Annotated in this window: 27 protein-coding genes and 1 pseudogene; 14 read left to right on the top strand and 14 right to left on the bottom strand. The window is 74.2% G+C overall.

What is annotated here, in order from left to right; genetic code table 11:
- Positions 1 to 26: 26 nt before the first annotated feature.
- Complete coding sequence (mgrA, locus tag ACZ5DC_RS33995; RefSeq protein ID WP_468659231.1) at positions 27 to 1019, top strand: L-glyceraldehyde 3-phosphate reductase; 993 nt, start codon at positions 27 to 29, stop codon at positions 1017 to 1019.
- Between the two features lie 104 nt (positions 1020 to 1123).
- Here mgrA and ACZ5DC_RS33990 read toward each other — a convergent pair whose 3' ends face one another.
- Positions 1124 to 1507: a nuclear transport factor 2 family protein gene (locus ACZ5DC_RS33990; protein ID WP_468659229.1), complete on the bottom strand. Its 384-nt coding sequence runs from the start codon at positions 1505 to 1507 to the stop codon at positions 1124 to 1126.
- A gap of 346 nt (positions 1508 to 1853) precedes the next feature.
- Here ACZ5DC_RS33990 and ACZ5DC_RS33985 point away from each other — a divergent pair, with 346 nt between their 5' ends.
- The gene (locus tag ACZ5DC_RS33985) at positions 1854 to 2264 is read left to right on the top strand and encodes a hypothetical protein (RefSeq protein ID WP_468659227.1); all 411 of its coding nucleotides are present in this window, start codon (positions 1854 to 1856) and stop codon (positions 2262 to 2264) included.
- A gap of 188 nt (positions 2265 to 2452) precedes the next feature.
- On the top strand, positions 2453 to 2932 hold the full coding sequence (locus ACZ5DC_RS33980) for an ATP-binding protein (RefSeq protein WP_468659225.1): 480 nt from the start codon (positions 2453 to 2455) through the stop codon (positions 2930 to 2932).
- 73 nt (positions 2933 to 3005) lie between these two features.
- On the opposite strand, the gene ACZ5DC_RS33975 is transcribed toward ACZ5DC_RS33980, so the two are convergent.
- Positions 3006 to 3896 (bottom strand): RNA polymerase sigma factor SigF, encoded by an 891-nt coding sequence (locus tag ACZ5DC_RS33975; RefSeq protein ID WP_468659223.1) that lies wholly within the window; start codon positions 3894 to 3896, stop codon positions 3006 to 3008.
- A gap of 263 nt (positions 3897 to 4159) precedes the next feature.
- On the opposite strand from ACZ5DC_RS33975, the gene ACZ5DC_RS33970 reads away from it, so the two are divergent.
- Both ACZ5DC_RS33970 and ACZ5DC_RS33965 read left to right on the top strand, forming a co-directional pair.
- Positions 4160 to 4573: a helix-turn-helix domain-containing protein gene (locus tag ACZ5DC_RS33970; protein ID WP_468659221.1), complete on the top strand. Its 414-nt coding sequence runs from the start codon at positions 4160 to 4162 to the stop codon at positions 4571 to 4573.
- Positions 4574 to 4732: 159 nt separating this feature from the next.
- The gene (locus ACZ5DC_RS33965) at positions 4733 to 5215 is read left to right on the top strand and encodes a VOC family protein (RefSeq protein ID WP_366752991.1); all 483 of its coding nucleotides are present in this window, start codon (positions 4733 to 4735) and stop codon (positions 5213 to 5215) included.
- A 21-nt stretch (positions 5216 to 5236) separates the two neighbouring features.
- Here the strand turns inward: ACZ5DC_RS33965 and ACZ5DC_RS33960 are convergent, their stop codons facing one another.
- Entirely contained in the window at positions 5237 to 6151 is a 915-nt protein-coding gene (locus ACZ5DC_RS33960) for an aminoglycoside phosphotransferase family protein (protein ID WP_468659219.1), read from the bottom strand.
- Between the two features lie 119 nt (positions 6152 to 6270).
- On the opposite strand from ACZ5DC_RS33960, the gene ACZ5DC_RS33955 reads away from it, so the two are divergent.
- Positions 6271 to 7065 carry a VOC family protein gene (locus tag ACZ5DC_RS33955; protein ID WP_468659217.1) on the top strand — a complete coding sequence of 265 codons (795 nt, stop codon included), beginning with the start codon at positions 6271 to 6273 and terminating at the stop codon, positions 7063 to 7065.
- Positions 7066 to 7099: 34 nt separating this feature from the next.
- Positions 7100 to 7798 carry a ribonuclease H family protein gene (locus ACZ5DC_RS33950; RefSeq protein ID WP_468659215.1) on the top strand — a complete coding sequence of 233 codons (699 nt, stop codon included), beginning with the start codon at positions 7100 to 7102 and terminating at the stop codon, positions 7796 to 7798.
- A 16-nt stretch (positions 7799 to 7814) separates the two neighbouring features.
- Here the strand turns inward: ACZ5DC_RS33950 and ACZ5DC_RS33945 are convergent.
- A pseudogene (locus ACZ5DC_RS33945) lies at positions 7815 to 7997 on the bottom strand (tyrosinase family protein); the annotation flags it as partial.
- A gap of 180 nt (positions 7998 to 8177) precedes the next feature.
- On the opposite strand from ACZ5DC_RS33945, the gene ACZ5DC_RS33940 reads away from it, so the two are divergent.
- The 5 genes from ACZ5DC_RS33940 (at position 8178) to ACZ5DC_RS33920 (ending at position 13163) form a co-directional block, all read left to right on the top strand.
- The gene (locus tag ACZ5DC_RS33940; RefSeq protein ID WP_468659214.1) at positions 8178 to 9380 is read left to right on the top strand and encodes an FAD-dependent monooxygenase; all 1203 of its coding nucleotides are present in this window, start codon (positions 8178 to 8180) and stop codon (positions 9378 to 9380) included.
- A gap of 137 nt (positions 9381 to 9517) precedes the next feature.
- Entirely contained in the window at positions 9518 to 10990 is a 1473-nt protein-coding gene (locus ACZ5DC_RS33935) for an MFS transporter (RefSeq protein WP_468659212.1), read from the top strand.
- Entirely contained in the window at positions 10987 to 11613 is a 627-nt protein-coding gene (locus ACZ5DC_RS33930; protein WP_468659210.1) for a TetR/AcrR family transcriptional regulator, read from the top strand. The genes ACZ5DC_RS33935 and ACZ5DC_RS33930 overlap by 4 nt, the downstream gene beginning before the upstream one ends.
- A 12-nt stretch (positions 11614 to 11625) precedes the next feature.
- On the top strand, positions 11626 to 12609 hold the full coding sequence (locus ACZ5DC_RS33925; protein ID WP_366752999.1) for an aldo/keto reductase: 984 nt from the start codon (positions 11626 to 11628) through the stop codon (positions 12607 to 12609).
- A 53-nt stretch (positions 12610 to 12662) separates the two neighbouring features.
- Positions 12663 to 13163: a DUF6328 family protein gene (locus ACZ5DC_RS33920; RefSeq protein ID WP_468659207.1), complete on the top strand. Its 501-nt coding sequence runs from the start codon at positions 12663 to 12665 to the stop codon at positions 13161 to 13163.
- On the opposite strand, the gene ACZ5DC_RS33915 is transcribed toward ACZ5DC_RS33920, so the two are convergent.
- The 10 genes from ACZ5DC_RS33915 to ACZ5DC_RS33870 form a co-directional block, all read right to left on the bottom strand.
- A complete protein-coding gene (locus tag ACZ5DC_RS33915; RefSeq protein ID WP_468659518.1) occupies positions 13160 to 13768 on the bottom strand; it encodes a DUF2238 domain-containing protein in 609 nt (202 codons plus the stop codon). The genes ACZ5DC_RS33920 and ACZ5DC_RS33915 overlap by 4 nt on opposite strands.
- Before the next feature lie 125 nt (positions 13769 to 13893).
- On the bottom strand, positions 13894 to 14322 hold the full coding sequence (locus ACZ5DC_RS33910; RefSeq protein WP_468659205.1) for an SsgA family sporulation/cell division regulator: 429 nt from the start codon (positions 14320 to 14322) through the stop codon (positions 13894 to 13896).
- Positions 14323 to 14493: 171 nt separating this feature from the next.
- Entirely contained in the window at positions 14494 to 15465 is a 972-nt protein-coding gene (locus tag ACZ5DC_RS33905; protein WP_468659203.1) for an LLM class F420-dependent oxidoreductase, read from the bottom strand.
- Positions 15466 to 15515: 50 nt separating this feature from the next.
- Complete coding sequence (locus ACZ5DC_RS33900) at positions 15516 to 17096, bottom strand: serine/threonine-protein kinase (protein ID WP_468659201.1); 1581 nt, start codon at positions 17094 to 17096, stop codon at positions 15516 to 15518.
- 137 nt (positions 17097 to 17233) lie between these two features.
- Positions 17234 to 18193, bottom strand: a complete 960-nt coding sequence (locus ACZ5DC_RS33895; RefSeq protein ID WP_468659199.1) for a threonine/serine dehydratase — start codon at positions 18191 to 18193, stop codon at positions 17234 to 17236.
- Between the two features lie 91 nt (positions 18194 to 18284).
- Positions 18285 to 19310 (bottom strand): polyprenyl synthetase family protein, encoded by a 1026-nt coding sequence (locus ACZ5DC_RS33890; protein ID WP_468659197.1) that lies wholly within the window; start codon positions 19308 to 19310, stop codon positions 18285 to 18287.
- The gene (locus tag ACZ5DC_RS33885; RefSeq protein WP_468659195.1) at positions 19307 to 20347 is read right to left on the bottom strand and encodes a tetratricopeptide repeat protein; all 1041 of its coding nucleotides are present in this window, start codon (positions 20345 to 20347) and stop codon (positions 19307 to 19309) included. The genes ACZ5DC_RS33890 and ACZ5DC_RS33885 overlap by 4 nt, the downstream gene beginning before the upstream one ends.
- 164 nt (positions 20348 to 20511) lie before the next feature.
- The gene (locus ACZ5DC_RS33880; protein WP_366753007.1) at positions 20512 to 21186 is read right to left on the bottom strand and encodes an AIM24 family protein; all 675 of its coding nucleotides are present in this window, start codon (positions 21184 to 21186) and stop codon (positions 20512 to 20514) included.
- A 122-nt stretch (positions 21187 to 21308) separates the two neighbouring features.
- Positions 21309 to 22154, bottom strand: coding sequence for a dioxygenase family protein (locus ACZ5DC_RS33875; RefSeq protein WP_468659193.1), 846 nt, complete (start codon positions 22152 to 22154; stop codon positions 21309 to 21311).
- A 36-nt stretch (positions 22155 to 22190) separates the two neighbouring features.
- Entirely contained in the window at positions 22191 to 23129 is a 939-nt protein-coding gene (locus ACZ5DC_RS33870; protein ID WP_468659191.1) for a helix-turn-helix domain-containing protein, read from the bottom strand.
- Between the two features lie 126 nt (positions 23130 to 23255).
- Between ACZ5DC_RS33870 and ACZ5DC_RS33865 the strand changes: the two genes are divergently transcribed.
- Positions 23256 to 24272, top strand: coding sequence for a LysR family transcriptional regulator (locus ACZ5DC_RS33865; protein ID WP_468659189.1), 1017 nt, complete (start codon positions 23256 to 23258; stop codon positions 24270 to 24272).
- Positions 24273 to 24364: 92 nt separating this feature from the next.
- A complete protein-coding gene (locus tag ACZ5DC_RS33860) occupies positions 24365 to 25732 on the top strand; it encodes a carbohydrate-binding protein (protein ID WP_468659186.1) in 1368 nt (455 codons plus the stop codon).
- Positions 25733 to 25818 lie beyond the last annotated feature (86 nt).

Raw genomic sequence — 25818 nt, 5'->3', positions numbered from 1 at the left:
CGTGTGCCAACCCCTCTGGAGTCGCGTTGTACACCGCACACCCCGACCGCTACGCCGACATGCCCTACCGGCGCACCGGACGCAGCGGCCTGAAGCTCCCCGCCCTGTCGCTCGGCCTGTGGCACAACTTCGGGCCCGACCGGCCCGTGGAGACCCAGCGGGCCATCCTCCGCCGCGCCTTCGACCTCGGCGTCACCCACTTCGACCTCGCCAACAACTACGGCCCGCCGCCCGGCGCCGCCGAGTCCGCCTTCGGCGAGGCGCTCAAGGCGGACTTCGCCGGTTACCGCGACGAACTGGTGATCTCCACCAAGGCCGGTTACCTGATGTGGCCCGGTCCGTACGGTGAGTGGGGCTCGCGCAAGTACGTGCTGTCCTCGCTGGACCAGAGCCTGAAGCGGATGGGCCTGGACTACGTCGACGTCTTCTACTCGCACCGCTTCGACCCGGACACTCCCCTGGAGGAGACGATGGGCGCCCTGCACACGGCGGTGCAGCAGGGCAAGGCCCTCTACGTCGGCGTCTCCAACTACTCCGCCGAGCAGACCCGCGAGGCCGCCCGCATCCTCGGCGAGCTGGGCACCCCGCTCCTCATCCACCAGCCGCGCTACTCGATGCTCGACCGCCGCCCCGAGGACGAGGGCCTGCTCGACGCCCTCGACGAGCTCCAGGTCGGCTCCATCGTGTACTCCCCGCTGGAGCAGGGCCTGCTCACGGGCCGCTACCTGGACGGCATCCCCGAGGACTCCCGGGCCGCGAGCGACAGCCCGTTCCTGAACTCGGACGCGGTCACCGAGGACCTGGTCGCCCGGCTGCGGGCGCTGGACGAGATCGCCAAGTCCCGTGGCCAGACCCTGGCGCAGCTCGCCCTCGCCTGGGTGCTGCGCGGCGGCCGGGTGACGTCCGCCCTGGTCGGCGCGAGCAGCCCGCGGCAGATCGAGGACAGCGTCGCGGCCATCGGCAACCTCGACTTCGACGCCGAGGAGCTGGCGCGGATCGACGCGATCGTCCGGCCGTAGCGCCGTAGTGCCCGACGGTACGGGGGAGCGGCCGCGACGAACCGCGGCCGCTCCCTTCGGCGTACCGTCACCCCCTCGCCTCTCCGGAGGCGGTCCGGGCCCGGTCAGGCGCCCGCCGGAACCCGGTCCAGGAACCCCAGCACCTGCCGGATGCGGCCCTCGTCGTCCAGCGTGACCACGTCGAACCCGGCCACCGGCGCCGAGCCGTCCTGCTCGTTCACCAGCTCCCACCCGAAGCGCGCGGTGTCGTGGTGGCCGTCGACCGCGCCGAGCGGACGGAACACGAAGCCGGGGAACTGCTCGTGGGCCGCCGCGATCACGGCCGCGATCTGCTCGTGCCCGCGGACCTCCACGAGCGGGTCGGTGTAGCCGCCGTCCTCGGTCCACGCGGCGGCTACGGCCTTCTCGATGTCCTCGCGCCGGGTGGCGTTCCAGGCCTCGAAGTAACGGGCGGCGGCGTTCTCGTGACGGTCGGTGTGCGTGGTCATGGCGAAGCTCCTCCATCGAGGTCGTCCGTGCTGGTCAGTCCCGGATGCGGGGTCCGCCGATCCGGTGTGACCACCATGCGGGAGGAGCGGGTGCCGGGTCGATTACCTCCGGGGTCATGGCCGGGGCGCGGGACGGCCCGTCGCATTCCGGCCAGAAGGGGCGCTGAATATGCCAACAGACTGGCCGGAAAGACATGGTGACAGTGGTTCAGTAGTGAACATACTCGACAGTGAGGACTTCACTTCCAGCGAGGTCCCGATCACGCACCGCACACGGCCGTACCGCAGGCGAGCCGCACCGAAAGCGAGGCCAGCCGCCAGGCGAACGACGCGACGGGGAGTGCGCATGCACGACGAGTTCCTGTGCCATGTCACCGCGTACGGCACATGCGGCGGACAGCGCATCGGAGTGCCCCTGGGCACCTACCGGGCGCCCACCCTGGCCCTCGCCCTGTGGTGGCTGCGCGACCGCGCCAACTGGATCGCCGACCGGCTCGACCCCCGGCCCGAGGCCGGGCACTTCCCGTCGGGGGCGCTCGTCCCGGTCGCGGAGACCGTGCCCGACGTGCCGGCCGTCCTGCGCGCGTGGTGCGGCGACCCGGCCCAGCAGGAGCTGGTCGCCGACGAGCTGGCCGCGGGGAGGCTGGTGCGGATCGCGACGGGCGACGACACGACCGAGTACGAGCTGCTCGCGGAGTCCGTCGACGCCCTGCGCATGCAGCGGACCGTCCCGGCCCTCGTGGTGCCCGTCGCCTGACCGGTCGCCCTCCGCCGGGCCGTGAGCCGCCCTCCCGGCCCCTCCCGGTCCGCGTGAGAAGCGTGCGCCGTGACCCTCGCCACTGTGCGCGGTGGGCGAACGCATCAGGTGGACTGGCGGGGCGGGCTCGGGGTACGAGGACTGGTGCAACAGCGACCGGACCGGACCGGGTTTTCGAGAGAGACAGCATGATCAAGCACCTGGGCGGGGCAGTGATACCGACTGGTTTCGACGTACCCGTGGAGCCGCTGCGGCGCGCGGCACACTACACCGGCGAACCCGGATGCATCGCCGAAGCCCGTGCCTTCGCGTCCCAGTTCCTTCAGCAGCTGCGCACCGAATGGTGCGCCACCGCCGACGGCCGGGCCGACGGCGAGCTGCTGCTCATGGTGAGCGAACTGGTCACCAACGCCGACCAGCACAGCAACGGCCCGTACATCCTGGAACTGGAGGGCACGGACGCTTCGGTCGCGGTGTCCGTGTACGACAGCAGCACCGCTCTGCCCCGCCGTTACCCGAAGGACCCCCAGCGCGTCGGACGGCACGGGCTGGAGATCGTGCACGCCCTGGCCTCGGAGGTCACCGTCGAGCGGGTGCCCGTGGGCAAACGCGTGCGGGCCGTCTTCCCGCTCCGGCGCGAGGGCGGCGGACGGCCCCCGACCGGCTGAACCGGGTCGTTGGCGACGTAACGGCACAACCGAGAAACAGGGCCGGCGCCTGGGCGCCGGCCCTGCCTGGGTGTCAGGCGCAGCCGAGCTCGCCCAGCATCCCCTGCCGCAGCCGGGCGATGATCCGCTTGATCAGCCGGGACACGTGCATCTGGGAGCAGCCCAGCCGCTCCCCGATCTCGGCCTGGGTGGCCTCCTCCACGAACCGCATGTGGATGATCTGCCGGTCCCGGTCGCTCAGCTCCGCCATGAGCGGGGCGAGCGCGTGGAAGTCCTCGACGAGTCGCAGGCCCTCCTCCTCCACACCGATGAAGTCGGCGAGCACGGCCTCGCCGTCCTCGGGGCCGTCGCCGGTGAGCGCGGCGTCCAGGGAGGCGGAGTTGTACCCGTTGGAGGCCAGCTGGGCCTCGACCACCTCTTTCTCGGAGAGGTTCATCAAGGTGGCCAGCTCGGCGACGGTCGGGTCCCGGTCCAGCCGGCTCGACAGCTCCTCCCTGGCCTTGGCCAGCTCCACCCGCAGCTCCTGGAGGCGGCGCGGCACATGGACGGCCCAGGTGGTGTCCCGGAAGAACCGCTTGATCTCGCCGACGATGTAGGGCAGCGCGAAGGAGGTGAACTCGACCTCGCGTGCCAGCTCGAACCGGTCGATGGCCTTGATCAGGCCGACCATGCCGGTCTGGACGATGTCCTCCATGTCGTCGCCGCGGCCGCGGAACCGTCCGGCCGCGAACCGCACCAGCGACATGTTCATCTCGATGAGGGTGTTGCGCGCGTACTGGTACTCGCGCGTCCCCTCCTCCAGCTCGGTCAGCCGGCGGAAGAACTGGCGGGACAGCTCCCGTGCGTCCCGCGGGGCGACGGACGCGGGGTCCGCGATGCCAGGCAGTGCTCCTTCGCCCGTCCTGTCCTGCTCGGTCTCTTCGGCGACCTCTGCTTGCGACCGGATCCCGGCGGCGGTTGTCATTGCCTCTCCCACGAAAGTCACGGTTCGACGTCTCCCCGTACGGCAGCCGGTCGGCCCCCGGACACAGGTCACGTCCCCGCGGATACCCGATGTACGGCGGGTCATTCCTCCCGCGGAGCCGCTCACGGCGCGAGTACCCCCGGTGACGGCACGCATGCGCGCGCCGCGCGCAAGTGGCGCGAAACAGCCGCTGCGCGCCGGGTTTCCCTGAGGGCGGAACGCCGCGCCCTTGCCCCTCACCGTACCGCTCCTAGGCTGACGGGATGAGCAACCCGCTGAGCGAGGAAGCCCGAGTGATCCCCCTGCGGCCCGCGCCCGGCCGCCCGGACGTGCCGGACGGCGCACCCGCGCCCCCGGAGCCGCTGTGGCGGGATCTGGTCGGCGAGGTGCTGCGCCGGGAGCGGCAGGCACAGGAGCGCACGCTCAAGGACGTGGCCGACGCGGCCCGGATCTCGCTGCCCTACCTGTCGGAGGTCGAGCGGGGCCGCAAGGAGGCGTCGTCCGAGGTGCTGGCCGCCGCGGCGCACGCGCTCGGCCTGGGCCTCGGCGACCTGCTGGCGCTGGCGCACGGCGAGCTGACCCGGCGCACGGCCGGGCGGCGCCGGCCCGCCGCCGTACCGCACCGGCCCGCCGCCGCGCCGGACCGGACGTACCGGGGGCTCTGCCTGGCCGCCTGACCGGGTGCCGCGGGCGGCCCGGCCGGCCGCCCGCGGCCGGGCTTCCTTCCGGCGGTCGCGGGGCGGACCGATGAGTTTCGCGCGGGGGAGCGGTCTTCCTGTGTACGACGGCGTTCCACGCCCGGTTCCACCCCCTCGTTCAGCCCCCAGGAGGCGCTCATGACCACCGGCGGATTCACCACGTGTCTCTGGTTCGACGGCCAGGCGGAAGAGGCCGCGCACCACTACGTGTCCGTCTTCAAGGACGCCGCCCTCGGGCGCGTCGTCCGCTGGCCCGAGGGCGGCCCCGGACCGGCCGGCTCGGTGCTGACCGCGGAGTTCACGGCCAACGGCCAGCGGTTCGTCGCGCTCAACGGCGGTCCCGAGTTCGCCTTCAACGAGGCGGTCTCCTTCCAGGTCCTCTGCTCCGACCAGCAGGAGATCGACCACTACTGGACGAAACTCACCGAGGGCGGCGGCGAGGGAGGACCGTGCGGCTGGCTCAAGGACAAGTACGGCCTGTCCTGGCAGGTCGTCTACGCGCGGCTGCTCGACATGGTCGCCGACCCCGACCCGGAGAAGGCCGCGCGCGCCACCAGGGCCATGATGGGCATGGGCAAGCTGGACGTCGCCGCGCTGGAGAAGGCGTACGCCGGCGAGTAGCGGGAGTCCGGCCGGCCGCCGTCACCGTCGCCCGGCCTCGGCGAGGATCTCGGCGATCACATGCCGGGAGTTCTCCGCCAGGGCCGGGTTGGTGTGCCAGTAGTACGGCAGCTGGATCAGCGAGATGGACAGCGCCCACCCACGCCCGCGCGCCCACTCCGCGTCGTCGGCGCCGACGGCCTCGCGGAAGGTGTCCCGGGCGCAGGCGGGCAGCAGGTTCCAGGCCACGATCAGGTCCACGGCCGGGTCGCCGACGCCGGCGCAGCCGAAGTCGATGACCGCGCTCAGCCCGTCCTCGTCGACCAGCACGTTCCCCGGGGAGAGATCCCCGTGCGCCCAGGCCGGCGGGCCCGGGTGGGCCGGGGCGCCCAGCGCCTCCTCCCACCGGGCCGCCACGGCCGCCGTGTCGATCCGGTCGGTGAGCCCGCCGAGCCGCGTCAGCGCGGCCCGGGTCGGCTCGTCGCGGGAGGCGAGCGGCACACCCCGGGAGGCGGCCGGCCCGCCGCGCGGGTCGATCCGGCGCAGCGCCGCCACGAACGCCCCGAGCCGGCCGGCCAGGCGCTCCGGCTCCGCGACGGCGCCGGCGACCGGGTTCCGCCCGTCCAGCCAGCGGTACACCGACCAGGGCCACGGGAACTCCTCGTCGGGCGCGCCGAGCCCGGCCGGCTCCGGCGTGGCCACCGGCAGCAGCGGGCCGAGACGGGGCAGCCAGCGCTGCTCGTGCGTCACGTCGGCGACGGCGCCGGGATGCCGGGGCAGCCGTACCACCAGGCCGCCGCCCAGACGGAACATGGCGTTCTCCGTGCCGGAGGAGTCCAGGCGCCGTACGGGCAGCGCCGCCCACTCGGGAAACTGCCGGGCGACCAGCCGGCCGACCAGCGGCGGGTCGACACCGACCTCGCCCTCGCGCATCGTGACCGTGTTCATCGGACTCATCACAGCGCGAGGCGGGCCCCGCTGTCGACCGGATTGCGGCTCTTGGCTCGGCGCGCGGGCCGGACCCCCGGTGGCTAGCGTGAACAAACGGGACAGACCACGTCAGGAGGGCCGCCAGCATGGCCGTGCAACCCGAGGGAACGCCCTGTTGGGCCGATGCGATGTTCAGTGACGTCGAGGGAGCCAAGCGGTTCTACGGCGACGTCCTCGGCTGGACCTTCGGCGAGTCGTCGTCGGAGTACGGCAACTACACCCAGGCCTACGTGGACGGCAAGGCAGTGGCGGCGGTCGTCCCGCCCATGCCCGGTCAGGAGGGCCAGTCGCAGTGGTGCCTGTACTTCGCCTCGCCGGACGCCGCGGCCACCGCGGAGCGCATCCGGGAGAACGGCGGCGAGGTGCTGATGGAGCCGATGCAGGTAGCCGACTTCGGCACGATGTGTCTGGCGCGGGAGCCCAGCGGAGCCGTGTTCGGCGTGTGGCAGGCGGGCACCCACGAGGGCTTCGAGGCGACGGCCACGCCCGGGGCGTACTGCTGGGCCGAGGTCTTCACCAGGGAGCCGGAACAGGCGGACGCCTTCCTCGCCGCCGTGTTCCCGTACCGCATGAAGGAGATCGAGGACGACGCGGTGGACTTCCGGATGTTCGACGTCGGCGAGGACACCGTCCTCGGCCGGATGCGGATGACCGACGACTTCCCGCCCGAAGTGCCGTCGTACATCAACGTCTACTTCACCGTCGACGACTGCGACGCGGCCGTCGACCGGGCCGTGAGGCTCGGCGGGATCCTGCGCTTCGGGCCGATGAGCAGCCCCTTCGGCCGGTTCGCCGCGCTCAGCGACCCGCAGGGCGCGAACCTGTCGGTGATCGACATCACCACCACCGAGGGCGAGATGCCGAAGGTCAGGGACGTCTGACCGGGCACGGGGGAGCGCCCCGCACGGCCATGGCATGATCGGGCCCATGCGTGAACGTGTGGTGGCCGCGTGCGACGGGGCTTCGAAGGGAAACCCCGGACCGGCCGGATGGGCGTGGGTGGTCTCGGACGACGACGAGCGGACCCCCGCCCGCTGGGCGGCGGGCCCGCTCGGCCGGGCCACCAACAACGTCGCCGAACTGACGGCCCTGGAGCAGCTGCTAGCCGCCGTCGACCCGGACGTGCCGCTGGAGATCCGGATGGACTCCCAGTACGCCATGAAGGCCGTCACCACCTGGCTGCCCGGCTGGAAGCGCAACGGCTGGAAGACCGCCGCCGGCAAGCCCGTCGCCAACCAGGACCTGGTGGTCCGCATCGACGAACTGCTCGGCGGCCGGTCCGTCGAGTTCCGCTACGTCCCCGCCCACCAGGCCGACGGCGACCCGCTGAACGACTTCGCCGACCGCGCCGCCAGCCAGGCGGCCTCCGTGCAGGAAGCGGCGGGCAGCGCGCTCGGCTCCCCGCAGCCCCCGCCGTCGCCCGACACCCCGGCGGGGGCCGGTGCGGCGCGCGGGAAGGCGCCCCGCCGCACCGGCGGCACCGCGTCGGCCCGCACCATCAAGGCGAAGTTCCCCGGCAGGTGCCTGTGCGGACGGTCCTACGCGGCCGGCGAGAAGATCGCCAAGAACGCGCAGGGCTGGGGCCACCCGGAGTGCCGTGCCGCCGAGGCCTGATCAGGCGTCGTCGAAGGTGGTGCAGGTCGACCCCGCGCCAGCCCTCCAGGTGGTTGCGGAAGCCGTCCGAGGCGCTGTTGTACGGCGCCATGTCGTACGTCGCGATCGACAGCACCGACTCCACCTCGGCGGGCGTCGGCAGCTCGCGCACACCCGTGCCGAGCGAACGGCGCAGGAAGGTGCGGCCGTCGACCCGTACGGGGTGCCCACCCGGAACGGGGAAATCCGTGCCGGTCCTGCCGGCTTCCGGGCGATCCTTCCCGGCCGCCGCGCGTGCCGGTGGCGACGCGGCTCACCGCGCCGGACTGACGCGATCCGGCACGCCCGCGTCCTGCTACTCTCCGGTGCCGATCGACCACGTCCGGTGACTGTCAGGGGTGTGCGCGTGAAGGTCGTCTGTGTCGGAGGCGGGCCCGCCGGTCTGTACCTCGCCATCCTGCTCAAGCGGCAGGACCCCGCCCATGACGTCACCGTCCACGAACGCAACCCCAGGGGCTCCACCTACGGCTGGGGCGTGACGTACTGGCGCGGCCTGCTGGACAGGCTCCAGGCCCACGATCCCGCTTCGGCGCGGGCGATCGAGGAGCACTCCGTCCGCTGGAGCGAGGGCGTCGCCCACGTGGGGGACCTGACGACCCGGCACCACGGCGACGAGGGCTTCGGCATCGGCCGGCACCGCCTGCTCGACCTGCTCGCCGCCCGGGCCCGCGCCCTGGGCGTCCGTCTGGAGTACGACAGCGAACTCACCGAGCCGCCCGCCGGCGCCGACCTCGTCGTCGCGGCCGACGGCGTCCACAGCGCCCTGCGCACCCGCCGGGCCGGCCACTTCGGCACCCGGATCACCCCCGGCCGCAACCCCTACATCTGGCTCGGCACCAGCAAGGTCTTCGACGCCTTCACCTTCGCCTTCACCGAGACCGAGCACGGCTGGATCTGGGCCTACGGCTACGGCTACAGCGGCGAGCGCAGCACCTGTGTCGTCGAGTGCTCCCCACAGACCTTCACCGGCCTCGGACTGGACCGGGCCGACGCGGACCAGGGCACCGCAGTGCTGGAGAAGCTCTTCGCCGGTGTCCTGGACGGCCACCCCCTGACCGCACGCCCCGGCGCCTCCTGGCTGACCTTCCGCACCGTGACCAACGAGACCTGGCACGACGGCAACCTGGTCCTGCTCGGCGACGCGGCCCACACCACCCACTACTCCATCGGCGCCGGCACCACCCTCGCCCTGGAGGACGCCATGTGCCTCGCCGGCGCCCTGGGCGCACACGCCGCCCTGCCCGACGCCCTCGCCGCGTACCAGCGCCGGCGCCAGGCCGAACTGCTGTCCGTGCAGAGCGCGGCCCGCCACAGCGCCCAGTGGTACGAGAACCTGCCCCGCTACATCCACCTGCCACCGCACCGGATGTTCGCCCTGCTCGGCCAGCGGCACTCGCCCCTGCTGCCGTACGTCCCGCCCCAGCTCTACTACGGCCTGGACAAGGCGGCCGGACGACTGGAGGCGCTGCGCCGGCTCAAGCGCTGGCTGGGCCCGCGCGCCGCCCGCGCCCTGCACGCCCGCGCCACGGCCCGCCGTGACTAGGGCCTCTCGTCCGGATCACGCGCGTCCGAACGAAAGACCTCAGCCCCGTTCGGGTCAGGAGGCGTTGGTGAATGCCTATTCACTCGATAAGGTGAATGCGTATTCACCCCGTCACCGTGCCGCCCGCAGGAGCGCCGATGGACCAGCCCGCCCCGATATCCCCGCAGCCCCGGCTGCGCGACCGGCTCACCATTCCCGTGCTGGCGTCCGGCGGCATCCTCATGGCGGTCATGCAGACCGTGGTCGTCCCGCTCCTGCCCGACCTGCCCCGGCTCACCGGCGCGTCGGCCGCCGCCGTCTCCTGGACGGTCACCGCGACCCTGCTCTCCGGCGCCGTCCTCACCCCCGTCCTCGGCCGGGCCGGCGACATGTACGGCAAGCGCCGGGTGCTCACCGCCGCGCTCGCCCTGATGACCGTCGGCTCCGTGATGTGCGCGCTCTCCTCCGACATCGGCGTCCTCATCGCCGCCCGCGCCCTCCAGGGCGCCGCCGCCTCCGTGGTCCCGCTGTCCATCAGCATCCTGCGCGACGAACTCCCGCCGGAACGCCGGGGCTCGGCGGTGGCGCTGATGAGTTCCACCGTCGGCATCGGCGCCGCGCTCGGCCTGCCGCTCGCCGCGCTGGTCGTGCAGTACGCCGACTGGCACACCATGTTCTGGCTGACCAGCGCCCTCGGCGCGGCGGGCGTCACGGCGACCTGGTGGGCGGTCAAGGAGTCGCCGGTGCGCGAACCCGGCCGGTTCGACGTCCCCGGCGCCCTCGGCCTCGCCGCCGGCCTGGTCTGCCTGCTGCTGGGCGTCTCCCAGGGCGGCACCTGGGGCTGGGGGAGCGCACGGGTCCTCGGACTGTTCCTCGCGGCGGCCGTCGTGCTCGCCCTGTGGTGCCTGCAGCAACTGCGCACCGCCCGGCCCCTGGTGGACCTGCGGCTGGTCGGCCGGCCGCGGGTGGGCCTGTCCCATGTGGCGGCCCTGCTGACCGGGTTCGCCTTCTACGCCAACTCCCTGGTCACCGCCCAGCTGGTGCAGGCGCCGAAGGCCAGCGGCTACGGCCTCGGCCTGTCCATCGTCGCCACCGGCCTCTGCCTGCTGCCCGGCGGCGTCACCATGCTGCTGTTCTCCCCGCTGTCGGCCCGCATCTCGGCCGCGCGCGGCCCCCGGATCACGCTGGCGCTGGGCGCCGCCGTCATCGCCTGCGGGTACGCGCTGCGCATCGCCGACAGCCGCGACCTGTGGATGATCATCCTGGGCGCCACCGTGGTGGCGACCGGCACCACCCTCGCCTACTCCGCGCTGCCGACCCTCATCCTGCGCGCCGTGCCGGCCGCCCAGACCGCCTCCGCCAACGGCGTCAACGTCCTCATGCGGACCATCGGCCAGGCCGTCTCCAGCGCCGCCGTCGCCGCCGTCCTCGTCCACCACAGCAGCCCCCTCGGCGGCGTCCCGGTACCCAGCCTCCACGGCTACGAGCTCGCCTTCGCCATGGCGGGCGCCGTCGCCCTCGCGGCCTGCGCGGCGGCCCTGTCCATCCCCGGCGACGGCCCCGCGCCCGGCGCCCGGCGGGCCCGCAGCGCCACCCGGGGCGCCCGCGACGAGGCGATGGAGGGAGCATGAGGACCATGACCACGCCGTCCGGTGAGGCGCCCGCACCCGCACGCCGGGACGCGGAGGCCACCAAGGCCGCCATCCTGAGAGCCGCGCGCCACCTCCTGGCCCGGCACCCGCACGCCGACATCACCCTCAAGGCCGTCGCCGAGCGCGCCGGGGTGAGCCCGCCGCTGATCCTGAAGTACTTCGGCAACAAGGACGCCCTGTTCGCCCGCGTGATGTCCTTCGACACCGACGCCGACGCCCTGCTGGACGCGCCGCTGGACGCGCTCGGCCGGCACATGGTCCGGCACGTCGTGTCCAGTCAGCGCGAGCGGGGCGCCGACCCGCTGCTGCGCATCGTCTTCGCCCCGCTGCACGGCGACCACGGCGACGTCCTGCGCGCCAACTTCCGCGCCCAGGTCACCGAACGCCTCGCCGCCCGGCTCACCGGCGCCGACGCGGGCCTGCGCGCCGAACTCGCCGTCGCCGCCCTGGTCGGCCTCGGCGTGATGTACGGCATCGCCCGCGGCCCCCACCTGCGCGGGACCGACGCCGACGACCTCGCCGAGCGCTACGGGCCCGCCGTCCAGGCCCAGCTGACGCCCGGCGCCGGGGCGGCCGCCGACGCGGGCCCGCCGGCCGGATGACAGACTGACGCCATGGACGAACGCGTAATCGGCAGGTCGGGTCAGTGGGCATCGGTGGTCGGGCTCGGCACATGGCAGCTGGGCGCCGACTGGGGCGAGGTGGACGACAAGGAGGCGCTGTCCGTCCTGGAGGCGGCGGCCGAGGCCGGGGTGACCTTCTTCGACACGGCCGATGTGTACGGCGACGGGCGCAGCGAGGCCACCATCTCCGCGTTCCTGCGCGGCCGGCCCGATCTGCACGTGCTGGTGGCCACCAAGATGGGCCGCCGGGTCGAACAGGTCCCGGAGAACTACGTCCTGGACAACTTCCGCGCCTGGAACGACCGTTCGCGCCGCAACCTCGGCGTCGACCGCATCGACCTGGTGCAGCTGCACTGCCCGCCCACCCCGGTCTACTCCTCGGACGCGGTGTTCGACGCCCTTGACACCCTGGTCGAGGAGGAGCGGATCGCCGCCTACGGCGTGAGCGTGGAGACCTGCGCCGAGGCGCTCACCGCCATCGCCCGGCCGAACGTGGCGAGCGTGCAGATCATCCTCAACCCCTTCCGGATGAAGCCCCTGTACGAGGTGCTGCCCGCCGCCCGCGCGGCCGGCGTCGGCATCATCGCGCGGGTGCCCCTCGCCTCCGGGCTGCTGTCCGGCAAGTACACGAAGGACACCGTGTTCGCGGCCGACGACCACCGCACCTACAACCGGCACGGCGAGGCCTTCGACCAGGGCGAGACCTTCTCCGGCGTCGACTACGCGACCGGCGTCGAGGCCGCCGCCGAGTTCGCCGCCCTCGCCCCGGAGGGATACACCCCGGCCCAGCTGGCGCTGCGCTGGATCATCGAGCAGGACGGCGTGACCACGGTGATCCCGGGCGCCCGCAACCCCGGGCAGGCCCGCGCCAACGCCGCCGCGGCGAAGCTGCCGCCGCTGCCGGCGCAGACGTCGGCCGCGATCCGCGAGCTGTACGAACGCCGGATCAAGGACCAGGTCGAGCACCGCTGGTAGCCGCGGGCACGCGGACCGTTTGAAGGGACGACCGGGCGGTTACACGCAACCGCATGACGGAGGCGGCACGGCGCAGAGGACGCAATGAGACCGAGGAGGAGCGGGCCGACCGGATGTGGGGCGAGCTCATCCAGGAGGTCCGGGTGGCGCAGACGGGCGTACAGATCCTGTTCGGCTTCCTGCTGACGGTCGTCTTCCAGCCGAAGTACGGCAAGCTCGCCACCGCCGACCAGGTGATCTACATCGTGACCGTCGTCCTGGGCGCCTGCGCGACCGGCGCCCTCATCGGCCCGGTCTCCCTGCACCGCCTGGTCTCCGGCCGCCGGGTCAAGCCGCAGGCGGTACGGCTGGCGTCCCGGATGACCTTCGTCGGCCTGGTGCTGCTGCTCGCCACGATGACCTCGTCCCTGCTGCTGATCCTCCGGGTGGCCACCCACGACGGCTACGTTCCGTACCTCGTGGCGGCCGTCGTCGCCTGGTACCTGCTGTGCTGGTACGCCCTGCCGCTGTGGGCCCGCCGCCGCCACACGTCCGGGACGGACGAGACGCCCTAGGACCGGCGGGCGGCCAGGGCCCTGAGGTGCCGGTCGTGCGTCCTGCCGAGCAGCAGTACGGAGAGCACCGCCCCGATCAGGGCGCAGAACATGTCCCACTGGGTGTCCCACACATCGCCCTGCGTCGCGAGGAACGCGTCCGCGCCGTGCCCGCCGATCTCGGCCGCCAGCCACTCCAGCAGCTCGAAGCAGGCGCTGAACGCCAGGCAGGCGCACACGGTGAGCGGCGCCAGCCAGCGGCTGCCGCGCAACGGCGAGGTGCGGCTGAGCAGTTCGCGGACCAGCACGGCCGGGACGAAGCCCTGCACCAGGTGGCCGAACCGGTCGTACGGGTTGCGCTCCAGGCCGAAGGCGTCGCGCACCCAGTCGCCCGCCGGGACCTGCGCGTAGGTGTAGTGGCCGCCGACCGCGAGGACCAGCGCGTGGGCGGTCAGCAGTCCGCACAGCAGCCCGGTCAGGGGGAAGCGCCGCCAGAGCAGCACCACCAGGGGCAGCCCGGCCAGCGCCCACACCGTCTCCAGGAACCAGGTGGTGCGGTCGCGCGCGCCCCACGCCGACACGGCCAGCCCGACGGCCACCACGCCGGCGAAGAGGGCGGGCGGCACGCGGCGCGGCGTGCGGAGCGGGGCGGGGTGCACTGCGGTCACGGCGGACTCCTTGCCCGGGGGCGGCCTGCGGATCGTAGGAGGCCCATGGTGGCGCCCGGCCGGAGCCGCCGGCATGAGTACGGCTACTCAGCCGCGGAGAGGATCTCCGCCAGCAGCTCGTCCACCGCCACGCGCTCTTGGCCCGGCGGGACGATCTGGTAGGTCTCGCGCAGGAACGCGGCGACGGCGGGCGCCCAGACGAAGACCACCGCGTGGTGCCGGCTGCCGTCCGGCCGGGTGTCCCCGAGGAACTCCAGGCGAAGCTCGTGCCACGGGCCGGTGGCCTCCGGGCGCATCCGCACGTCGCCGACGCCGACCGGCCCGGCCAGTCCGTCGGCGAGCATCTGCCGGTCCAGCCGCCAGCAGGCCAGCGCCCGGCCGTCGTGGGCGAAGACGGCGCTGACGGCGAACGGGTCGTCGGCGTCGTAGCTGAGGTGGGCCAGCACCGGACACCTGCCGGTGCCCTGCGCGAGGAGCTGCACCACCAGGGTCTTGTGCACGAACGAGTTCACGCGGGGGCCTCCGGGACGATGGGCGTAGAGACCTCTAGTACCCCCGCAGCGCCCGGAATGCTCACCCGGGTGACCGAATCCGAAAGAGGGCGCTCCGCACGGCCGGGCGGCAGCCGGGGCCGCCCGGCCCGAGAGCGCAGGCAGGAGGCGCGCCGCGCGGCGGGTACGCCGTCAGGCGAAGGCCTCCCGCAGCGCCGGCAGCAGGGTCTTGGCCGACCAGTCCAGGAACTCGGGCTGCGAGTCACCGCCGATCTGGACCAGGGCGACCTCCCCGAACCCGGCCTCCGCGTAGGGCCGTACGGCCTCCACGAAGGCGTCGGGGTCGTCACCGCACGGGATGGAGGAGGCGACGTCGTCCTCGGTCACGAACTGGGTCGCGGACTCGAAGGAGTCCGGGTGCGGCAGTTCGGCGTTCACCTTCCAGCCGAGCCCGAACCAGCGGAACTGGGAGTGGGCGCGCTTGATCGCCGTGTCCCGGTCGGGGTCGTAGCACACCGGCAACTGGCCGACCCGGGGCTTGCCGGTGCCGCCGTGCCGGTCGAACGCCTCCAGCAGGCCCGCCTTCGGCTCGGTCGCGATCACCAGGTCGGCGAGGTGGCCGGCCAGCTTGCAGGACTGGTCGCCGGAGACGGCGATGCCGATCGGCGGCGCCTGCTCCGGCAGGTCCCACAGCCGTGCCGACTCCACGTCGTAGTGCTCCCCGTGATGCGTGACATGGCCGCCCTCGAACAGCGCCCGGATGATCCGCACCGCCTCTTCGAGCATCTCGTGGCGCACGTCCACCGGTGGCCAGCCGCCGCCCACGACATGCTCGTTCAGGTTCTCCCCGGCGCCCAGGCCGAGCCGGAACCTGCCCTCCGACAGCAACTGCACGGTCGCCGCCTTCTGCGCCACGATCGCCGGGTGGTAGCGCAGGATGGGGCAGGTCACGTACGTCATCAGGGGGATGCGCGACGTGGCCTGGGCGGCGGCGCCCAGCACGCTCCACGCGTACGAGGCGTGCCCCTGCGAACGCAGCCACGGGAAGTAGTGGTCCGAGATCACCGAGAAGTCGAAACCCGCCTCCTCGGCCTTCACCACGTGGTCCACCAGGTCCCGGGGACCTGCCTGCTCGGTCATCATCGTGTATCCGATTCGCACCATAGGGGCCGAGTCCCCGGCTCGGCGCCCGGAAAACGGCCCACGCGCGCGGGTCACCCCTCCGGCGTGCGGAACGTCTTGAGGAACGTCTTCAGCGCCAGCCGGTTGGCCGCGTCGTCCCAGGCCGCGGCCGGGGTGGTGAAGCGCAGCGAGAAGCCCCGCCCCCCGCCCAGCAGCAAGCCCCGCCCGAAGGTGTGCACCCGGGCGCCCCCCAAGCCCGTCAGCCACTCCAGGTCGGCGGCGCTGCGGCCCTGGTACGTGGTGGCCCGCACGGCGCCGACACGGGCGTACCCGGTGAGCCTCCGCAGCCCGGGCTCGACGTCGTCCCGCCAGACGGCGACCGGGTCGGAGCCGACGCGCTCGCTGTAGGTCACGGCGAGCGTGGGGGAGCCGCCGCCCCGGCCGAAGGTGACGCGGTAGGCCAGGCCGGACACCCGGGAGGTGGTCAGCCGCCGCCAGCCGCCGGGCAGCGCCACCGAGAAGCCCTCCGGCGCGGTGTACCGGCGGTAACCGGCCGGCAGGGCGGCAGTCGGCTTCGAGGAGGGGGCCGGGGCGGGCGCGGAGGCGGGCGGGGCGCCGCCGCCCGGCTGCCGGGCCGCGGGGCCGGTCGGGGTGGCCCGCGGCGGCGCCCCCGCCGTGTCCGTGCCTTGGGACAGCGCGCCGGACGCGGCCAGCGCCGCCACGGCCACGGTGACCACGGCCAGCGCGGTACCGGCGATCAGGGCCCGGCCGCCCCGCAGCGGTCCCGTGGGGCGCACGGCCCGGTACGCGCCGCGCAGCCGGGGCTCGGGGGCCGGTGGCCGCTCCGCGTCCGTGTCCTCGCGCAGCGCCCGGGTCAGCGCCTCGCGCACCACCGGCCGGGTCAGCCGCTCCCGTGCGTTCTTGCGCAGCAGACCCTGCACGGCCTGGGTGAGCGGCCCGGCGCGCAGCGGGGTGCGCAACGGCAGCCGGTCCACCGCCTTCAGCGTGGCGTCGGGCCGGCCGCGGTCCCGGAACGGCGGCCGGCCCTCCACCATCGTGTAGAGCAGCGCGCCCAGCGCCCACAGGTCGGCGGCCGGGCCGATGCGCTCGTCGCGGGCCTGCTCCGGGGAGGCGTACGACGGTGCCGTCAGCCGGGGCACGAGCGTCGCGCCCGCCAGCCCGAACCCGGTGACCACGACCGGGCCGCCGTCCCGCACGAAGACCTGGCCGGGGCTCAGCTCGCCGTGGGTGACGCCCTCGTCGTGCGCGGCCTCCAGCACGTCCAGCAGCTCCAGGCCGAGCCGGGCCGCCCGCACCGGGTGGAACGAGCCCTCCCGCGCGAGGAGTTCGCCCAGGGGCGTGCCGTCGACCCACTCGGTGACCGTCCACAGGGCGCCCGCCTCCACCACGGCGTCGACGACCGCCGCCACCCGGCCGGGGCGCAGCAGCCGCATGGTTTCCGAGGTGCGGACGACCCGTGCCGTGACGCGGCGCGCGGCGTCCCGGCCGGCGGGCTCCGGCAGGGCCGTCTGCGCCACCAGGCGGGGCTGCCGCGACGCCACGTCCTCGGCGTACCACCACAGGCGGTTCGTCTCGCGGGAGAAGACTTCCAGGAGCCGGTACCGTCCGGCGACCAACCCGTGTGCGGAGACGTGCGCCTTGGCCGTGGTCATCCCTCGCTGCACCCCCTGCCTCGTCCTTCCCAGAGGTACGCGGGGCGGGCGGGGGTGCGTTCAGGGGTGCGCCCAAAAGCTGTGACGGCGCGGTCCCGGCGCGCGGCGCCGGCGGCGGAGCCGGGACAGCGGCGCCGTCACAGCAGTCCGAAGCGGCCGGCCCAGTCGGTGACTTCCCGGGGTGTCGTGTTGCCCCCGCACACCACGAGCCCGATCCGCGCCCCGTCGCCGACCCGCTCCAGCACCTTCCGGGCCGCCGGCAGCAGACAGCCCGCGGCCGGCTCGGCCCACACCTTGGCGTGCTCGGCGAGGTCCAGACAGCCCCGCACCGCGTCCCGGTCCGGTACCACCAGCACCTCCTCGACGAGCGCGGCCACATGGTCGTACGTCAGCGGTGACACCGAGGGCGCGCTCAACGTGGTGACCAGGGAGGAGAGCGGGACCGGCACCGGGCCGCCGGCCTCCAGCGCGGCGGACATCGCCTCCGCGCCACCGGTCTCCACGCCCCACACGCGCACCCCCGGCCGCCGGGCGCGCAGGGCCGCCGCCACCCCGGCGATCAGACCGCCGCCGCCCACGCTGACCACGACGTCCGTCAGCTCCCCTGCGTCCTCGGCCAGCTCAAGCCCCACGGTGCCCTGTCCGGCGATCACGACCGGGTCGTCGAACGGGTGGACCAGGGTCAGGCCCTCGTCCCGCAGCCGCGTCACCAGTTCGAAGGCGCTGTCCATGCCGTCGGTCAGCCGCACCACCGCCCCGGCCTCCTCGGCGAGCGCCAGGGAACGCGCGGGCGCGGTGCGCGGCATGACCACGGTCGCCTTCACGTCGAGGGCCGCCGCCATCACCGCGAGCGCGATCCCGTGGTTGCCTCCGCTCACCGCGACCACGCCCGCCGCCCGCTCGGCCTCGCTCAGCGACAGCAGCTTCGCCGTGGCCCCGCGGGCCTTGAACGAGCCGGTGCGCTGGAGCAGTTCGAGCTTGGCGGTGACGGGCACGCCGAGCAGCGTGCCGAGGCCGGGGCTCGGTACCGTCGGCGTGCGGACGACGTGCCCGGCGATCCGCCGGGCGGCGGTTTCGATGTCCGAGATCTCGATCACGGTGCTCCACCCTTCCGGCGCGGATCGGGACCGCGCCGCTCGCACCTTCACCCGCCGGGGGGCCGGAGGTCAACGCCCTTCCGGATCATGGCTACAGCGCCCGGCCCACCAGGGACTCCAGCAGCTCCGTCAGCTCCCGCGCGGCCCCGGCGGCCAGCGGCGCGGCGGTGAGCAGCTCCCGTGCCGCGGCCGTCTGGGCGCGGGCCTCGGCCAGGGCCGCCGTCCGGCCCCCCGCCGCCTCGATCAGCGCGGCGGCCTGCTCGGCGTGCCCGTCCGGGCCGAGCAGCGCGGGCAGTTTGCGGGCCGCCGGGGAGCCGAGCGCGGCCAGCACCGGGAACGTCTTCTTCCGCTCCCGCAGGTCGCCGCCCACGGGCTTGCCGGTGACGGCCGGATCGCCCCAGATGCCGAGCACGTCGTCCACCAGCTGGAAGGCGATCCCGAGGTGGCGGCCGGCCCGGTCGAGCGCGTCGGCCGTGTCCCGGGGCGCCCCGCCGAGCGTGGCGCCCAGTGCCGCGGCGCAGCCCAGCAGCGCGCCGGTCTTGCCCTCCGCCATCGTCCGGTACTCCTCGGGCGTCACCCGCTCCGGGCCGGTCCAGGGCCGGGTGGCGAACAGCAGGTCGTCGGCCTGTCCGCGGACCAGGTCGGCGAGGGCGCGGGAGAGGAGCCGCACCGCGCCGGGGCCCCCGGGCGCGGCGGCCAGGGTGTCGACCGCCAGCGCGAACAGCGCGTCCCCGGCCAGTACGGCCGGACCCGTGCCGTAGGCCTGCCAGACGGCGGGGCGGCGCCGCCGGGTCGCGTCGCGGTCCATGATGTCGTCGTGCAGCAGCGAGAAGGCGTGCACCAGCTCCACCGCGACCGCCGCGGGGATCCCGGCCCGGCCGCCGGCGCCCGCCGCCTCGGCCCCGAGGACGGCCAGTGCCTGCCGTACGCCCTTGCCTCCCGGCGCGGTGGCGGGCGCCCCGCCGACCTCGCACCAGCCGAAGGAGTACGCGGCCATCTCGGCGACCCACGGGTGCAGCCGCCCCACCGCGTCCCGCAGGTGCGGCCGCACCAGCTCGCGGCTGCGGGCGAGGACGTGCCGGGCGGACTCCCGCACCGGCGTGACGGGCGCCGTCATCGCACGGCCTCCGCGTCGAGACCGAACTCCCGCTGGGCACGGGCCACCATCTCCCGCGCGTGCCGCAGCCCGCTGCGCTCCAGGGTCCGGGCCAGGTCGGCGAGTTCGGCGGCGGTCTCGGCACGGTCGCGGCCGAGCCGGGCGAGCGACTTGGCGAGGCCCAGCCGGGACAGCGCCTCGCCGCGCGGTTCGCTCATCGCCCGGAACTCGCTCAGCGCCAGCTCGTAGGCCGCGCGGGCCTCGGCGTGCCGGCCCGCGCGGTACAGGACGTTGCCCCGCATCTTGTGGTTGTAGGCGAGCGCGCTGGAGAGGTTCATCTCCCGGCAGGTCTCCTCCGCCTCGGCCAGCAGCTCCAGCGCCCGCTCGGTGGCGCCGTCGCGCACCGAGAGGATGTCCGCGAGTCCGCGCAGCGCCCAGGCGTGCCCGCGCCGGTCCTCGGCCCGTTCCGCTATCTGCGCCGCCTCCTCGAACAGGGCGTACGCCCTGTCGTAGTCCCCGGTGTTGCGGTGCATCTGGGCGATGCCCTCCAGGGCCCACACCGTGTGCCGGGCCTCGCCCCGCTCACGGGCCTCGGCCAGCAGCCGCTCGTGCAGCCGGCCGACGGCCGCGTAGTCGCCCTGGATGCGGCCGGTCTCGGCGAGGCCGGCCAGCGAGTAGCCGCGCACGACGACGTCCCCGCCGCGCTCGCCGAGTCCGGCCGCGAGCCCCAGCAGCCGCCAGGCCAGCGGGAAGGCCCCGCGCTGCCGGGCGAGCGTGCCCCCGCTCCACAGCGCCCAGGCCATCGCGGCCCTGTCGCCGGCCTCCCGGGCGGCGCGGTAACTCGCCTTCCAGGCGCGGTCGGCCTCCCGTACCTGGCCGAGCCGCCGGTGTGCCTCGGCGACGGCGAGTCCGCAGCGCGCCGCCTCGCCGGGGCGTCCGGCGCGCTCGGCCTCGCGCAGCCGCTCGGTGCCCGCGGCCAGCACGTCGAACAGCGAGGAGTTCACGGACAGGGTGGTCAGGGTGCCCTGGTACTCCGGGGCGAAAGCCTTGCCGTACATGCGTACCTTTCTACACACGGAGTGTATACACAGAGTGTATACATGGCGTGTATAGCGTCTCGGGAAAATGCCCCGGCCCGAGGGCCGGGGCTCGGTCTGTCGACGATCAAGACGCCGGTACGGCGGCGCGGGTTGCCCGCCCGTCCAGGATCACCCGTGGGGGTTCAGTGCTGGTCCTTCTGGGGCGTCACCTCGCTGGGCCGCACCACGACGAAGCCCTCACCCTGGAGCATCAGCTGCACGGCCTCGCCCGAACCGCCGCGCAGCATCGAGCCGATGGACTGCGAGCGGTGCAGCGAGGTCTCCAGGTGCGCGGTCCAGCCGACCACGGCGTCCGTGTCGACGTACACCGGCGCCTGCGCCGACACCGGGATGACCAGCGGGTTGCCCTCGCAGACCAGACCGAGCCGGCCCTGCCCGCTGAAGACGCTGTTGAACAGGCCGCCGCCGGCGATGCCGGAGCCTTTCACCGTCTTGATCTCGTACGAGAGCGAGGCGTCGAAACACAGCACGTTGCGGCCGTTGACGGTGAACCGGTCACCGGCCTCGACCTCCACGATGAAGCAGTTCTGCGCCTCGTGCGCGAACCACGCCTCGCCCTGTCCGCGCACCGCCATGAGGGGCAGTCCCTCACCGGTGACCGCGCGCTTGAGCATGCCGCCGACGCCCTGCCCCTTGCGCTCGAACTTGAGGCCGCCGCGGTAGGCCACCATCGCGCCCTGCCGGGCGTACATCTCGCCGTTCACCGTGTACTTGATGCACTTGGCGTTCTCGACGGACATTCCCGGCTCCACGGCCGGCTGCACCACGTGCTGACTGGAAAAGAGATCACCCTTCATGCGGGGCATGGTGTCCCGGAGGATGCCGTTCCGCCAAGATCACGGAACATACCGGTTCTTCCGGGGCAGGCGCCCGCCCGTGCCGGCGCGCGTCGTCCGGCACGGGCGGGCCCCCCTCCCCGTCAGGCGGCCTGCCACAGCGCCGGAACCGCCGGGGGCTCCCAGCCCGGCTGGGACGTGTGCGGCTGGAGGCAGACGTACGCGCGCGCCGCGTACGTGACCCAGTCACCCGTCCGGTAAGCGGTCCCCGGTATCCAGGTGTTCTCCGGCGAGGAGGGACCGGGACCCGGGCCGGGGTCCTGCGGGACGTCGAGGACGAAGTCGAACGCCGCCTCCCGGCCGCCGCTCCCGTCGCGCACCGCCATCAGCAGGCGGGAGTCGAAGATGGTGTCGGTGTTGTTGCGCGGTTCGTTCGGGAAGTACAGCTGCGTGGTCAGCACGGGACGGTGCGGTGCCTGCACCTTGACGTGGAGGTGGCGGGTCCGGCCCGGATACAGGCCCGGCACGATCGTCGTCAGCGCGAAGGAGCCGCGGGAGTCGGTGAACTGGTGACCGCGCAGCCGGAAACCGGTGCCATCGTACGCGCCGTTGGTGTCGGCCTGCCAGAAGTCCAGCAGGACGCCGGACAGGGGGAGGCAGGCCCGGCCGAAGACGTAGCCGGTCACGGTGAGCCGGGTGCCCGGCAGGCCCGGCTCCAGCAGACTCGTGCGCTCCGGCGAGTTGGGTTTGAAGTAGGGGCCCTCGATCTGCTCCGGAGTGGGGTGGTCGCCGTCGTCGCACGACGGGGTGAGCCCGGGCGCCGTGCCGCCCGCGACGAACGTGCGGGCGAGCGCCGGACCGCCGATCAGGGCGACGGGCACCGCGGCGGTGGCGGCGAGCGCCGCGCGCAGCACCGTCTTGCGGGGGACGAGCCGTCCGGACCCCGGCTGCTCCTGCGCCCCGGCGCCGTCCCTGCCTGCTCCGTCCATGTCTCCTCCTCGTGGGGGGTCGGATGCGGAACGAAACTAGGGGCGCGCGGGCGGCACTTCGATGGACTGGTCGCGGTGGCTGTGGTGTTTTCGGAAGTCACCGGGGCTGCTGCCCGTCTCCCGCCGGAAGAACCGGCTGAAGTAGGCCGGGTCGGTGAAGCCGGTGCGGGCGGCCACCTGCCGCACCGACAGCCGGGTGTGGGCGAGCAGTTGCTGCGCCTGGTACACCCGGGCCTCGATGAGCAGCCGTCCCGGCGGACGGCCGGTGGCGGCCCGTACCGCCTGGGTGAGGTAGCCGGGCGTCACGCCGAGGCGGCTCGCACACTCCCGCACCGTCCACCCGGCCGCCTCCGGGCGCGCGATCAGCCGCGTGAAGCCCTCGGACACGGCGGCCGGCCGGCCCAGCACCCGTGCGTCGCGGTCGCGCTCGCCGGCCCGCGGCAGGCGGGCGGCGCGTACGACGAGCACATGGAGCAGCGAGCGCAGGACGCTCTCGTGACCCGGGGCGCGTTGCCGGTGCTCCGCGACGAGTTCGGCCATCAACCGCCCCACGGACCTGTCGTGTTCGGGGTCCAGCGCGAACCAGCCCCGCTCCCCGAGCCGCCGCAGCACCTCGCGGTCGCCGGGATGGTCGACCAGGAAGTCGTCGGTGAACAGCGCCAGCGTCCCCTCCGGGCCGCGGCCGCCTTCCCAGTGGTGCACCTGCCCGGGCAGGACCACGGCCAGCCGGGGCGGCCGGACCGGCCACCGCGCCAGGTCGACGACGTGGGTGCCGGAACCGGAGCTGACGTGGATGATCTCGTAGAAGGTGTGCCGGTGCGGACGGCCCCACCGGGACAGCGGCCCCACCGCGTCGAAGGAGCCGGCGGCGAACGGCGGGGCCCCCGGCCCGGCCACCTCCAGCCGGTGCAGGGGCACGTCCCCGGCGGCTGTCGGCAGACCGGGCGCTCCCGGTGGGACGGTGGTGCCGCGCATGGCTCGTGCTCCCCTCCTCCAGGCGGGCCGCTCGGCTCGCCGTTCCTCACGGGCAGGGATCACCTACCGCACTATGGTCTGTACCAACCCCTTGCCCCGTGCCCCACGGCGTCGCAAGCTCCCCTCATGGAGTTGGAGTTGCGGCATCTCAGGACCCTTCGGACCATCGCGGAGGCAGGCAGTCTGACCAGGGCGGCGACGGCGCTCGGGCTCGCGCAGCCCGCACTCAGCGCGCAGCTCAGGCGCATCGAGCGGACCCTGGGCGGCACCCTGTTCGAACGGGGGCGGAACGGGGTGCGGGCCACCGCGCTCGGCGAACTGGTCCTGGAACGCACCCGCATAGTGCTTCCCGCGGTCAGCGAACTGCAGCAGGAGGCGGCAGAGTTCGCCCGCGGGCGCGGGGAGGAGGAGCGGCTGCGGCTCGGCGGCACCCACGGGCCGCTGCTCGGCGCGCTGGTGGACCGGCTCGCCGACGCGGCCCCCGGCACCAGCCTGACCACCCGCGCCTCCTGGTCGGAACGGGAACTGGCCGGTCTGCTCGCCGAGGGGCGCCTGGACTTCGCCCTCGCCGGCACCTGCGGATCCGCGCCCCCGCCCGACGGCACGCACCTGGTCTGGGAGGAGATCGCCGTCGACCCGGTCTTCGTCATGCTCGCCGACACCCATCCGCTCGCCCGCGGGCGGGAGATCGGCCTGGCCGCGCTCGCGGACGAGGCGTGGGCGTGCGTCCCGGGCGACGGCTGTTTCGGCGACTGCTTCACCGCGGCCTGCGCCCGGGCCGGCTTCACCCCCCGCCGCATGTACGAGACGGACACGGCGTCCTGCGTCCACCTGGTGCAGGTCGGCCGGGCCGTGGGCCTGTGCCGGGCCACTTTCCCGTCGACGCCCGGCCTCACCACCCGCCCGCTCGCCGGCACCCCGCTGGTCTGGCGGCACCTGCTCGGCTGGCGCCCGGCCGGCCAGCGGCCGGGCACGGCGGCCACGGTGCTCGCGCAGAGCCGCAAGGCGCACGAGGACGCGGCGGCGCGCAGCGACGGCTACGCCCGCTGGCTCGCCCACCGCGGGGAACCGGCGGCCACGGCGCACCGCCGGACCGGGCGCGTGCCCTTGACGGCACGGGGGCGGGACGCGCGGCTGCCATAACACCGGGGCAGGGGGTCGGTTGACGTCTTACGGCAACGGGCGGGCGCTCCGTACGGTTTCCGGCACTCCACCGAATCCGAGGAGACCTCCCCATGCTCCAACGACCCCTCACAGCCGCGTGCGCCGCCGCCGCGGCGGCGGGTGCCCTGCTCGTGGCCGGGCTCAGCGGCTCCGCGAGCGCCCGTCCGTCCGGCCTGCCGGCCGCGCCCACGGCGGCCGAGACGCTGCGCACCGAAGCGGCCCCACCCGCCCTCCTGCGGGCGCTGCAAAGGGACTTGGGCCTGAACCGGCAGCAGGCCGAACGCCGCCTGGGCAACGAGGCGGAGGCGGGCGCCGCCTCCGGCCGTCTGCGGGCCGCACTGGGCGCGCACTACGCGGGCGCCTGGGTGCGCGGCGCGGAGTCGGACACGCTGACCGTCGCCACCACGGACCCGGCCGACGTGCCGGCGATCCGGGCCCAGGGCGCCGTCGCGCGCGTGGTGGACCACTCCCTGACCGCGCTCGACGCGGCCAAGGCACGCCTGGACCGGGTCGCCGCCCGGCGCGCCACCACCGACACCCCGGTCTGGTACGTCGACGTCCCGACCAACACGCTGGTGGTACGGGCGGTACGCGCGGACGCCGCCCGTTCCCTGCTCGCCGCGGCCCGCGTCGACGCCTCCCTCGCCCGCATAGTGAAGTCCGCCGAGCACCCCCGCCCGCTCTACGACCTGCGCGGCGGCGACGCCTACTACATCGACGGCAGCACCCGCTGCTCGATCGGCTTCCCGGTGACCCGCGGCACCCAGCAGGGCTTCGCCACGGCCGGCCACTGCGGCCGGGCCGGCAGCACCACCACCGGCGCCAATCAGGTCGCGCAGGGCACTTTCCAGGCGTCCGTCTTCCCCGGCAACGACATGGCGTGGGTCGCCGCGAACGCCAGCTGGACGGCGACGCCGTACGTCAACGGTTCCAGCGCGCAGGTCACCGGTTCCACCCAGGCCACGGTGGGCTCCTCCGTGTGCCGTTCCGGTTCGACGACGGGCTGGCACTGCGGGACGGTGCAGCAGCTGAACAGCAGCGTCACCTACCAGGAGGGCACCGTCACCGGGGTCACCCGCACCTCGGTGTGCGCCGAACCGGGCGACTCGGGCGGCTCGTTCATCTCCGGCAGCCAGGCACAGGGCGTCACCTCGGGCGGCACGGGCAACTGCACCAGCGGCGGCACGACGTACTTCCAGCCGGTCAACCCGATCCTCCAGTCGTACGGCCTGACGCTGAAGACGACCGCGAGCGGCCCGGGCGACCCGGGCGATCCCGGTGATCCGGGCAACCCGGGCGGCACCTGGTCGGCCGGCACCGTCTACCAGGCGGGCGCCACGGTCACCTACGGCGGCGCCACGTACCGTTGTCTGCAGACCCACCAGGCCCAGCAGGGCTGGGAGCCGCCGAACACCCCGGCGCTGTGGCAGCGGCAGTGAGCGGCTGATCCCGGACACCGCCGTCCGCCCGAACACTCCGGATGTCCCGAGCACTCGGGACGTCACGACCGGAGCGTCCCGGCGGA

The organism is Streptomyces sp. NPDC031445, from assembly GCF_055581365.1.
The sequence above is the reverse complement of the archived record's forward strand: the minus strand, read 5'-3'. Positions and strand labels throughout refer to the sequence as shown.